This is a genomic window from Candidatus Shikimatogenerans silvanidophilus (assembly GCF_018200315.1).
Taxonomy (GTDB): Bacteria; Bacteroidota; Bacteroidia; order Flavobacteriales; family Blattabacteriaceae; genus Shikimatogenerans_A; species Shikimatogenerans_A silvanidophilus.
In genome coordinates this window covers 1-13,173 of sequence record NZ_JADFUB010000009.1, presented here as the reverse complement: position 1 = coordinate 13,173, position 13,173 = coordinate 1, and the positions used below count along the sequence as shown (strand labels likewise).

5 protein-coding genes and 1 pseudogene are annotated in these 13,173 nt (G+C 19.9%); 1 reads left to right on the top strand and 5 read right to left on the bottom strand.

Translation table 11 applies throughout. The features are described 5' to 3' along the window. The 5 genes from KHQ18_RS01450 to KHQ18_RS01430 all read right to left on the bottom strand — a co-directional run. Nucleotides 1–2,968, bottom strand: a 2,968-nt coding sequence (locus KHQ18_RS01450; protein WP_212113356.1) for a preprotein translocase subunit SecA, incomplete at its 3' end; no start/stop codon positions are given. Between the two features lie 820 nt (nucleotides 2,969–3,788). Continuing rightward, nucleotides 3,789–4,019 (bottom strand): DUF2795 domain-containing protein, encoded by a 231-nt coding sequence (locus KHQ18_RS01445; RefSeq protein ID WP_212113355.1) that lies wholly within the window; start codon nucleotides 4,017–4,019, stop codon nucleotides 3,789–3,791. Nucleotides 4,020–4,125: 106 nt separating this feature from the next. Beyond that, complete coding sequence (gene rpoC / locus KHQ18_RS01440) at nucleotides 4,126–8,349, bottom strand: DNA-directed RNA polymerase subunit beta' (RefSeq protein ID WP_212113354.1); 4,224 nt, start codon at nucleotides 8,347–8,349, stop codon at nucleotides 4,126–4,128. An 83-nt stretch (nucleotides 8,350–8,432) separates the two neighbouring features. Further along, the gene (rpoB, locus tag KHQ18_RS01435) at nucleotides 8,433–12,254 is read right to left on the bottom strand and encodes a DNA-directed RNA polymerase subunit beta (protein WP_213016788.1); all 3,822 of its coding nucleotides are present in this window, start codon (nucleotides 12,252–12,254) and stop codon (nucleotides 8,433–8,435) included. Between the two features lie 344 nt (nucleotides 12,255–12,598). Next, nucleotides 12,599–12,994, bottom strand: a complete 396-nt coding sequence (locus tag KHQ18_RS01430; protein ID WP_212113357.1) for a ribosomal protein bL12 — start codon at nucleotides 12,992–12,994, stop codon at nucleotides 12,599–12,601. Nucleotides 12,995–13,046: 52 nt separating this feature from the next. Between KHQ18_RS01430 and KHQ18_RS01425 the strand changes: the two are divergent. Next, nucleotides 13,047–13,173, top strand: a pseudogene (locus KHQ18_RS01425) (IS110 family transposase); the annotation flags it as partial.

Sequence of the window (13,173 nt, the reverse complement as noted above, 5' to 3'; positions counted from 1 at the left end):
TTTTAAAAATAGAAGAAATTAAATTATTTTTATTTTTTTGTATAGTTTTTTTTACTGGTTTAAAATTAAAAAATTTTTTTTTATTAAAAATTTTTTTATTTTTATTGGTAAATTTTATTGTTATAGGTATAGATGATATTAAATATTTTTTTTTAATAATATTATATATTTGTGTATTTAATTCTTTACTTTTTTTTTTATATACTTTTTGTAAAAAAAAATATATTTTTTTAATGTTTTTTTTATGATTTTCATTATCATAATTAATTTCATTAAAAATTGATATTTTGTTATTTAAACCAAAAAAATTTTTAAATTTTTCTTCTAATTTTTGTAATGATTTTTTTTTTTTTAAAAAATCATAATAAAAGTATTTTATTATATATAATATCATGTTATTTATATCTATATATAATTTTTTTTCAAATAAAGCATTTCTTCTTTTTGTATATATAATTTCTCTATGTTTATTCATTATATTATCGTATTGAAGTAAAAATTTTCTTGTACTAAAATTATTTTCTTCAATTTTTTTTTGTGCACTTTCTATATATTTTGTAATTAAAGGATGTTGAATATTATATACTTCTTTAAATATAAAATTTTCTAGTAATTTTATAATTTTATCAGATCCAAAAAATAATCTTATTAAATTATCCTCTAAAGAAATATAAAATTGAGATGTACCTGGATCTCCTTGTCTTCCTGATCTACCTTTTAATTGTAAATCTATTCTCCTTGATTCGTGTCTTTCAGTACCAATAATTGCTAAACCACCTAATTTTTTAACTTCATTAGAAATTTTAATATCAGTTCCTCTTCCAGCCATATTAGTTGCTATAGTTACAACTCCTATTTTTCCAGCTGAAGAAATTATTTTTGATTCTTCTTTATGAAATTTTGCATTTAAAACATTATGATTAATTCCTTTATTTTTTAACATTTTACTAATTAATTCTGATACTTCTACAGATGTTGTACCTACTAATACAGGTCTTTTTTTTATTTTAGATAAAAAAATAATATCTTGTATTATTTTATTATATTTATCTTTTTTTGTTTTAAAAAAAATATCTTTATAATCTTTTCTAATAACTGGTTTATTAGTAGGAATAGTAATAACATTTAAATTATATATTTTTAAAAATTCTGAAGATTCTGTTTTAGCAGTTCCAGTCATTCCAGATATTTTTTTATACATTCTAAAATAATTTTGTAAAGTAATAGTTGCAAGAGTTTTAGTATAAGGTTGTATTTCTACATTTTCTTTTGCTTCTATAGCTTGATGTAATCCATCAGAATATCTACGATCTTCTAATATTCTTCCTGTTTGTTCATCAATAATTTTTACTTTTTTATCAATAATAATATAATCTATATTTTTCTCAAAAAGAATATATGCTTTAAGTAATTTATTAATAAAATTAATATTTTCAGTTGTTTCTATGAAAAAAGATAATATTTCTTTTATTTTTTTTTTTTTATCTATATTAGATATATTTTTTTCTATTTTATTAATTTCTTTTAATATATTTGGTAATACAAAAAAATTTACATTATTAATTTCATAATTTTTATAAAAATTTTTATAAAATTCAGAATTTTTTAATTCTTTATTAAGAAAATGTATTCCTTTTTCAGTTAAATCAACATTTTTGTTTACTTCATCTATTATAAAATAAAGATTAAATTTTATTATTGTTAATCCTAAATTTTTATTTCGTAAATATATTGATTCAGAATTTTTTAAAATATTTCTAAAATATTTTTTTAATAATAATTTATTTAATGGTTTATATTTAGGATATCCATAAAATATTTCTAAAAGTTTTAATCCAATATATTCTTCTTTTTTTTTATCTTTATATATTTCTATTTTAAATTTTTTAATTTTTTTTTCAATTTCAATAAATTTATTATTAATATATTTTATTTGTAATTTTATTAATTTTTCTATTTTTTTATTTAAAAAAATTAATTTTTTTTTATTATTTTTTTTTATTTTACCAGTTTTTCCAGATAAAATTAAAGGAGTTCTAGCTTCGTCTATTAATACAGAATCTACTTCATCTATAATAGCATAATTTAATTCTTTTTGAACTATTTCATTTTTTGAATTAACCATATTATCACGTAAATAATCAAAACAAAATTCACTATTTGTTCCATAAGTAACATCTGCATTATAAGCATTTTTTCTTTCTATAGAATAAGGATTATATTGATTTATACAATCTACTGTAATTCCATGAAATTCAAGTATAGGAGACATCCACTCTTTATCTCTTTTAGATAAAAAATCATTTACTGTAACTATATGGACTCCTCTTCCAGTAAGAGAATTTAAATAAATTGGTAAGATTGAAACTAATGTTTTGCCTTCACCTGTTGCCATTTCTGCTATATTTCCTTCATGTAATACTATTCCACCAATTAATTGTACATCATAAGGTATCATATTCCATTTTATTGGTATACCATAAACTTCCCATGTTGTTTTCCAAATAGCAATATTTTTTTTATAATTTATTTTAATATAAGGTTTTGTTTCTGAAAAAAAAATATCATATTCTGTACAATTTACGGTAATAAAATCTTTTGAATAAAATCTTTTTGTAGTTTCTATTATAATAGCAAAAGCTTCTGTAAGAAGATTATTTAAAATTTCCTGTTCTTTTTTATAAATAGTTTTTTTAATAGTATTAATATCTGTATAAATATTTTTTTTTATATCAGTATTATGAGTATTTTTAATTTTTTTTTTTAAAATTTTTATTTTTTTAATTTCATTTTTTAAAAAATTTTGTATTTTTTTTTTAAAAAAAAAAGTTTTATTTCTTAAATCATCATTTGATAAGGATGAAAATAATAATAATTTTTCTTTAATTTTTTTTATTTTTTTAAAATTTAAAACTTTTTTATAGTTATTATTTTTTAATAATTTTTTTAATATTTTTAAAAAAAACATTAATATTATTTTTTTATATTATTTTTTTATACCTATTACCTACTTTACTTTACTATACCTATTAATTATACCTATTAATTAATAATTATTGACCTATTAATTAATAATTATTATTATTTTATTTTATTATTTTATTTACTATACATAAAACATAAAACATAATAAAATAATATAACATACCTATCCTATTAATTAATAATTAATATAATAGTTTATTTTATATACAAATTATATACATACAACTTATATACAACTTATATACAACTTATATACAACTTACAACATTAAAATTAAACACTTAAAATAAAAATAAAAAACACTTAACCTTAATACATTTAACATTAATTACCTAATTACTTACCCTACCCTTACCTATTTTATTTACCTAATTACTTACCTTACCTATTATCTATATTCTATATTACCTATAAAATTCTATATTACCTATAAAAAATTACCTATAAAAAAAATTATACTTTATTTAATATAAAATTAACATTATATAAAATTAACATTATAAAAAAAAAAATAAAAAAAATATTAAACCATGGTTTAAAATAAATTAAACCATGGTATAATAACTTAATTTATATATTAATATTAATTATATAGTATCGTCGTAACGTACTAGTATCGTCGTAACGTACTAAAATAAATATAAATATATCTACATCTTATCAACTAAAAATCTAAACATCAATTCAATAATCAATTTATATATCAACAATCAATCATAAATCAATTTATATCTATTACATCAACAATCAATTTATATCTTAATTACAAAAACATAAAAAAACTAACAAATTTATATATATCATCAATCCATTTCGTATTCATCTCTATTCCAATAAAAATCTTCATCATCTTTTGGATGATCATACCATATATCTTCTATAGAGTCGTAACGTTCTTCATTATTTAATTCTTGTAAATTTTCTATAACTTCTGCAGGTGCACCAATTCTTTTTGCAAAATTAATTAATTCTTCTTTTGAAGATGGCCAAGGTGCGTCAGATAAATAATAAGCTAATTCTAAATTCCAAGACATAATTATATAATATTAAAATTTTAATTAATATTAAAAATTTAAGTATAAATTAGCAAGATTTTTTTAAAATTAATGATAAAAAATATTATAAAATTTTTATAATTTTCTATATTGATTCAATAGTTTTTTTATAAAAATCTTCATTTTGTATATGAATATTTTCATATTCTTTTAAACCTGTCCCTGCTGGTATTTTATTACCTATAATTACATTTTCTTTTAAACCATTTAAATAATCAACTTGATTTTTTATAGCTGATTCTGCTAAAACTTTTGTTGTTTCTTGAAAAGAAGCTGATGAAATAAAAGATTTTGTTTGTAAAGAGGATTTTGTTACTCCTTGTAATATAGGTTTTGCAATAGCAGGAATAACATTTCTATATTTAATTTTTCTTTTTTTTTTATATTCTAAAAAAAAGTTTTCCTCTTCTAATTTAGATTTATTTATAATATCACCTTTTTTAAATTTTTTTGAATCACCTATATTTTCTATTATTATTTTTTTTAGTATTATTTCATTTTCTTTTTCAAAATCATCTTTATGTACAATACTACCTTCTAAAAATTTACTATCTCCCGCATCTATAATTTCTACTTTTTTCATCATTTGTTTTACAATTACTTCAAAATGTTTATCATTTATTTGTACTCCTTGTAATTTATATACTTCTTGTAGTTCATTTATTAAATATTTTTGAACAGCTCTAGGACCTTTGATATTTAAAATATCATTTGGAGTTATAGCACCCTCAGATAATGCAGTACCTGCTTTAATATAATCATTTTCTTGTACAATTATTTGCTTATAAAGTTTTACTAAATAAATTTTTTCTTTTCCAATTTTAGATTTAATAATAATTTCTCTATTTCCTCTTTTAATTTTTCCATATTTAACAATTCCATCTATTTCAGATACTATTGCTGGATTAGAAGTATTTCTAGCTTCAAATAATTCAGATAATCTTGGAAGACCTCCAGTAATATCTACAGATTGTGAAATTTTTCTTGGAACTTTTATTAAAGTTTGTCCAATTTTTACTTTTTCATTATTATTAACAAGTAAATGTGCACCTAATGGTAAATTATAAGATATTAATTCTTTTCCGTTTTCATCTAAAATTTTTAATATAGGAAATAATTTTTTATTTATTACATCATAAATAATTTTTTTACCTGTTTGTTCATCAATTTCTATAGAAACACCTTTTTCTATATTATCATAAAAAACTGTTCCAGAAAATTCTGATATAATTACTGCATTATAAGGATCCCATTCACAAATTAATGTTCCTTTTTCAACTTTTTGTTTTGAATCAACATATAAAACAGAACCATATGGAATATTATGATTCATAATTAATTTATTATCTTTTTCTCCAAATAATTTAAATTCATTATATCTAGATATAACTATTTTTTTTGTTTCATTATTTTCTTCATCAAAAATTTCTACTGTTTTTAAATCTTCTAAATCTACAATTCCAGAATTATTAGAAATAATTTTACTATATTTAGAAATATTACCTGCTGTACCTCCTACATGAAATGTTCGTAATGTTAATTGTGTTCCAGGTTCACCTATAGATTGTGCAGCTATAACACCTATTGCTTCTCCTATTTGTACAATTTCTCCATTTGATAAATTAATACCATAACATTTAATACAGTTTCCCATTTTACTTTCACAAGTAAGAGGAGATCTTACATAAATTTCTTTAATTTTATTTTTTTCTAAACAATTAGAAATTTTTTCAGTAATTAATTCTCCACTATAAACTAAAATATTATCATTATTATCATATACATCATTTAAAGAAAATCTTCCAATAATTCTATCATATATAGATTCTATTATTTCTTCATTTTTTTTTAAAGATTTTATTTTTATTCCTCTAATTGTTTTGCAATCTTCTTCTTTTATAATTACATCTTGCACAGCATCAACTAATCTTCTAGTTAAATATCCAGCATCTGCAGTTTTTAATGCAGTATCAGCTAATCCTTTTCTAGAACCATGTGTAGAAATGAAATATTCTAAAATAGTAAGACCAGTAAAAAAATTTGAAATAATAGGATTTTCTATAATTTCTCCTACAATTGAACTAATTTTTTGTGGTTTTGCCATTAAACCTCTCATTCCTGATAATTGTCTAATTTGCTCTTTTGATCCTCTTGCTCCAGAATCTAACATCATATAAACTGGATTAAAACCATCTTTATCTAATTTAATATTTTTCATTATTTCACTAGTAATCCTATTATTAGTCTTAGTCCATAAATTAATAATTTTTTGATATCTTTCATTATTAGTTATTAAACCTAAATTATAATTTTTTTTTATTTCATCTACTTTTTTTATTGTATTTTTTATTATTTTTTCTTTTTCATCAGTAACCATAATATTTCCTAATCCAAAAGATAATCCTCCTTTAAAAGAATGATAAAAACCTAATTCTTTAATATCATCTAAAAATTTTTCTGTTGTTGGAAAATCATTTAAAGTAAATATTTCTTTAATAATTTTTTTTAAAGATTTTTTAGTTAATAATTTATTAATGAATCCTATATTTTCTGGAACAAATTTATTAAATAAACATCTTCCTACAGTAGTAATAATATTTTTAATTTTTAAAATATTATTTTCTCTTATTTTTGTATTTATTTTAATATAAGAATGTAATTGTAAAATTTTTTGATCATATGCTATTTCTACTTCTTCTAAAGAACTAAAAATATTTTTTTCTACTTTATTATTGTATTTTTCTTTTGTTAGATAATATAATCCTAAAACCATATCTTGAGAAGGAACAGTTATAGGCAATCCATTAGCAGGATTTAAAATATTTTGAGAAGATAACATTAGTATTTTTGCTTCTAATATAGATTCTAAAGATAATGGTAAATGAACTGCCATTTGATCACCATCAAAATCTGCATTAAAAGCTGCACAAGATAAAGGATGTAGTTCTATAGCTTTTCCTTCTATTAAAATTGGTTGAAAAGCTTGAATTCCTAATCTATGTAAAGTTGGAGCTCTATTTAATAATACAGGATGTCCTTTTAAAATATTTTTTAATATATCCCATATAATTGGATTTTTTTTAAAAATAATTTTTTTTGCTGATTTTACTGTTTTAACAATTCCTCTTTCTATTAATTTTCTAATTATAAATGGTTTATATAGTTCTGCTGCTATATCTTTTGGTAATCCACATTCATGTAATTTCAAATGTGGACCAACTACAATAACTGATCTAGCAGAATAATCTACACGTTTTCCTAATAAATTTTGTCTAAATCGTCCTTGTTTTCCTTTTAAAGAATCAGAAATAGATTTTAATGTTCTATTAGAATCTGATTTAATTGATGATGATTTTTTTGAATTATCAAATAAATAATCTACAGATTCTTGTAACATTCTTTTTTCATTTCTTAATATTACTTCTGGAGCTTTAATTTCTATTAATTTTTTTAATCTATTATTTCTAATAATAACTCTTCTATATAAATCATTTAAATCTGAAGAAGCATATCTTCCTCCATCTAAAGGAACTAATGGTCTTAATTCTGGAGGAATAACAGCTATAATATTCATTATCATCCATGTAAGATCACTACCATTTTTTTTTCCTTCTATAAAAGATTCAATTATTTGTAATCGTTTTAAATATTCTATTTTTTTTTGTTTTGAATGTTCTTCTTTTTTAATATTATTTATTAATTTTTTTGATAAATATTCTAAATTAATTTTTTTCAATAAATATTTTAAACATTCTCCACCCATTTTAGCTATAAATTTATCAGGATGTTCATCTTTTAGTAAAAAATTATCTTTTGGTAAATTATCTAATATAGATAAATATTCTTCTTCACTTAAAAAATCCATTTCTTTTACATTTTTTACTATTCCTTTTTTAATAACAACATATTTTTCATAATATATTATACTATCTAATTTTTTAGATGTAATACCTAATAAATAAGCAATTTTATTAGGATAAGATCTAAAAAACCATATATGAACTATTGGTACAACTAAATTAATATGACCTATTCTTTTTCTTCTAACTCTTTTATCAATTATTTCTACTCCACATCTATCACATACAATTCCTTTATATCTTATTCTTTTATATTTTCCACATGAGCATTCATAATCTTTTATAGGTCCAAAAATTCTTTCACAAAATAACCCATCTTTTTCTGGTTTATGTGTTCTATAATTTATTGTTTCAGGTTTTAAAACTTCTCCATATGATTTTCTTAAAATTGATTCTGGAGAAGATATTTTTATAGTAATTTTATTAATTTTTTTTATTTTTTCCTCCATTAAAAAATATTTATTTTAATTTTATTAAAAAATATTTATTTTTTTATTTTATTATATTATTATTATTTTATATTTTTAATATTTTATTCTTCTAAATCCAAATCAATTCCTAATCCTGTTAATTCATTAGTTAATACATTAAATGATTCAGGAATACCTGGATTAGGTATTTCTTCTCCTTTTACAATAGCTTCATATGTCTTAGATCTTCCTATAACATCATCTGATTTAATAGTAATCATTTCACGTAAAATATTAGATGCTCCAAAAGCTTCTAAAGCCCAAACTTCCATTTCTCCAAATCTTTGTCCACCAAATTTAGATTTTCCACCTAAAGGTTGTTGTGTTATAAGTGAATATGGTCCTATAGATCTAGAATGAATTTTATCATCTACCATATGTCCTAATTTTAATAAATATATCATTCCAACAGTTATTTTTTGATCAAATTTTTCTCCAGTTTCTCCATCATATAAATAAGTATATCCATATTTTGGTATATTTGCTTTTTTAGCATATTCATTTATTATTTTTATAGATGCTCCTTCAAATATAGGAGTAGAAAATTTTAATCCTAAATTAAAACCAATCCAACCTAAAACTGTTTCATATATTTGTCCAACATTCATTCTAGATGGAACTCCTAATGGGTTTAAAATTACATCAATATGTTGTCCGTTTTCTAAAAAAGGCATATCTTCATCTTTAACTATTTTTGCAATTACACCTTTATTTCCATGTCTTCCTGCCATTTTATCTCCTACTTTTAATTTTCTTTTTTTTGCAATATATACTTTTGCAAGTTTTATAATACCATATGGTAATTCATCTCCTATTATTAAGTTATTTTTTTCTTTTTTATATAATTCATTTAATGAATTATATTTTTTTATATAATTATGTATTATATCACTAATTAATTCATTAATATTATAATTATTTGTCCAATTATATTCTGATATAGAATTATAATCTTTTATAGATTTTAATATTTTTTTAGAAAAAATTATTTTTTTATCAATAATAATTTCTTTTTTATCATTATAAACACCTATTGATTCTTTATTATTTAATAAAATATTTAATTTTTCTATTAAAATTGTATATAAATTTTTAAATTCTTGTTTATATTTTTTTTCTATTTTTTTTATTTTTATTTTATTTTCTAATCTAGATTTTTTATTTTTAATTTCTCTATAAAAAATTTTTCTATCTATTACAACTCCAAATAAAGAAGGATCTGCTCTTAAAGAAGAATCCTTTACATTACCTGCTTTTTCTCCAAAAATAGCTCTAAGAAGTTTTTCTTCTGGAGTAGGATCAGATTCATATTTTGGAGAAATTTTTCCTATAAGTATATCTCCTGGTTTAACTTCTGCACCTATTCTTATTATACCATTTTCATCTAAATTTTTAGTTGATTCTTCACTAACATTTGGTATATCATTAGTAAATTCTTCCATTCCTAATTTAGTTTCTCTTAATTCTAAAGAATATTCATCAATATGAATAGATGTAAAAAAATCATTTCTAATTACTCTTTCACTAATTACTATAGCATCTTCAAAATTATATCCTTTAAAAGGCATAAATGCAACAAGACAATTTTTTCCTAAAGCTAATTCTCCATTTTCAGTAGAATATCCTTGACATAAAACCTGTCCCTTATTAACTTTCATTCCTTTTTTTACAATTGGTTTTAAAGAAATACAGGTATTTTGATTTGTTTTTCTAAATTTTATTAAATTATAAGTTTTTATATCGTTATCAAAACTTATTAATTTTTCTATTTCATTTTTAAAATATTTTACAATAATTTTTTTAGAATCAACATATTCTATAACTCCATTTCCTTCTGCATTAATTAATATTCTAGAATATTTTGCAACTTCTTTTTCTAATCCAGTACCAACAATTGGAGCTTCTGGAATTAAAAGAGGAACTGACTGTCTCATCATATTAGAACCCATTAAAGCTCTATTAGCATCATCATGTTCTAAAAAAGGAATTAAAGAAGCAGAAATTGAAGCTATTTGATTTGTAAAAACATCTATATAATCAACTTTATTTGATTCAACTAAAGGAAAATCTCCGTCTTTTCTTGCAATTATTCTCTTTTCAATTATTTTTTGTTTATTAATATTAGAATTATTGTATGTAGCAATAATTTTTCCTTCTTCTTCTTCAGAACTTAAATAAATAGGATTAGAAAAATCTATTTTTCTATTATTTACTTTGTAATATGGAGTTTCTATAAATCCCATTTTATTTATTTTAGCATAACAACATAAAGAAGCAATTAATCCTATATTAGGACCTTCTGGAGTTTCTATAGGACATAACCTTCCATAATGTGAGTAATTAACATCTCTAACTTCAAATCCTGCTCTTTCTCTAGATAAACCTCCAGGACCTAAAGTAGAAAGTCTTCTTTTATGTGTTATTTCAGCTAAAGGATTAGTTTGATCCATAAATTGAGATAATTGACTTGTACCAAAAAATGAATTAATAACAGAAGATAAAAATTTTGAATTAATTAAATCTATAGGAGTAAATACTTCATTATCACGTACATTCATTTTTTCTCGTATATTTCTAACCATTCTTGATAATCCAATTGAAAATTGAGTATATAATTGTTCTCCTACTGTTCTTACTCTACGATTAGAAAGATGATCAATATCATCTACTTCTTTTTTTAAATTATATAATTTATTTAAATATTTAATTATATATATAATATCTTTTTTTGTTAATACTTGATTTTTTATATCAATATTTATTTTTAATCTTTTATTTAATCTATATCGTCCAACTTCTCCTAAACTATATCTACTTTCAGAAAAAAATAATTTTTCTATTAAATTTATTGCTGTTTCTTCATCTGGTGGATATATTCCTCTTAATTTTTTATAAATATATTTTAAAGCTTCTTTTTTAGAATTAGTTGTATCTTTTTGTAATGTATTATAAATAATTGAATAATATCTTTTTTTATTATTATTTAATAAATAAATATGTTTTACATTATTTTTTATAATTTTTTCTATATGTTCTTTTTCTAAAATTATATTTCTTTCTAAAATAACTTCTCCTGTATTTTCATCAACAAAATCTTCATTACATGTTTTTAATACTACTCTATCAGCTAATTTTTTACCTAATATTTTTTTTATGTTATTTTTATTAACTTCTATTTTTTCATATAAATTAAAAATTTTTAAAATATCTTTATCTTTTTCATAACCAATAGCTCTTAAAACAGTTGTTGTTGGTAGTTTTTTTTTTCTATCTATATATGTATACATAACATTATTTGTATCTGTAGAAAATTCAATCCAAGATCCTTTCAATGGAATAATTCTAGCAAAATATAATTTTGTACCATTAGTATGATAAACTTGTCCAAAAAATACACCAGGAGAACGATGTAATTGAGAAACAACAACCCTTTCTGCTCCATTAAAAATAAACCCACCAGATGGTGTCATATAAGGAAAATTTCCAAGATAAACATCTTGAAAAACTGTTTTAAAATCTTCATGTTCAGGATCAGTGCAATATAATTTTAATCTTGCTTTTAAAGCTATACTATAAGTTAATCCTCTTTCTATACATTCTTCAATAGAATATCTTGGAGGATCTATAAAATAATCAATAAATTCTAAAACAAAACTATTTCTAGTATCTGATATAGGAAAAAAATCCATAAAAACTTTAAATAAACCTTCTTTTTTTTTATTTTTTATATTTTCTAAGTTAAAAAAAGATTTAAAAGATTTTATTTGAATATCTAAAAAATCAGGATAATTTATTTTTTCATTATTATAATAAAAACTTATTCTAGTATTATTGTTATTATTATGTTCTTTTTGTATTTCTTTATTGTGTTTTTTTTTAATCAATTTTAAATAATTTTTAATAAATAATTTTTTTTATTTAATATTTAATTAAATTAAATTATTAATATTATATTTATAATTTATAAATATTATATTTATTTTATAATTTATAAAATATATAATTTATAAAATAAATAATTTTAATAAAAATAATAATAATTTTATAATTATTATATTTTATTATATTTTTATTATATTTTTGTAATTTTATTTTATTATAATTATTTATTTTTTATAATATTTATATTTTTTATAATATTTATAAATATTTAATAATATTTATATAATATATAATATTTAAAATATAATATTTAAATTTATTATAATATTATATTTTATTTATTTTATTATTTTAATTCTATTTCTGCTCCTAATTCTTCAAGTTTTTTTTTTAAATTTTCTGCTTCTTCTTTAGAAACATTATTTTTTAATATAGATCCAGGTGCTGTATCTACTAAATTTTTAGATTCAGTTAAACTTTTTCCTATTAAATCTTTAATACCTTTAATTACTTTTAATTTTGAATTTCCAGGAGAGTTTAAAACTACATTAAATATAGTTTTTTCTTCTTTTTTATTATTATTATTATTATTATTATTATTATTATTTTTTATTTCATTATTATGTTCTGATAATGAAATTGGAGAAATTCCATGTTTTTCTTTAAGTATTTTTTCTAAAAAAATAATATCTTTTACAGTCAAATTTATTAAATTTTCTGCTATTTTTTCTATTTTTTCCATATTTTCTATTTTTTCTTCCATAATATTTAAAAAATTTAACATTTTTTTTTTTAAGCTCTTTACATCTGCCATGTCTGCTGCAAGGTCCAAATCTGCACTTGGCACCTTTTATTCTAAGCTTGTTGAAAGTGGTAAGAAGAAGATGGTAGCTATAACAGCTCTAATGCGTAAAATTATAG

Bases quoted from the DNA above. Each gene is read 5' to 3' on its own strand.
- KHQ18_RS01430 (WP_212113357.1), bottom strand. From the start codon at position 12,994: ATGGAAAAAATAGAAAAAATAGCAGAAAATTTAATAAATTTGACTGTA.
- KHQ18_RS01445 (WP_212113355.1), bottom strand. From the start codon at position 4,019: ATGTCTTGGAATTTAGAATTAGCTTATTATTTATCTGACGCACCTTGG.
- rpoC (WP_212113354.1), bottom strand. From the start codon at position 8,349: ATGGAGGAAAAAATAAAAAAAATTAATAAAATTACTATAAAAATATCT.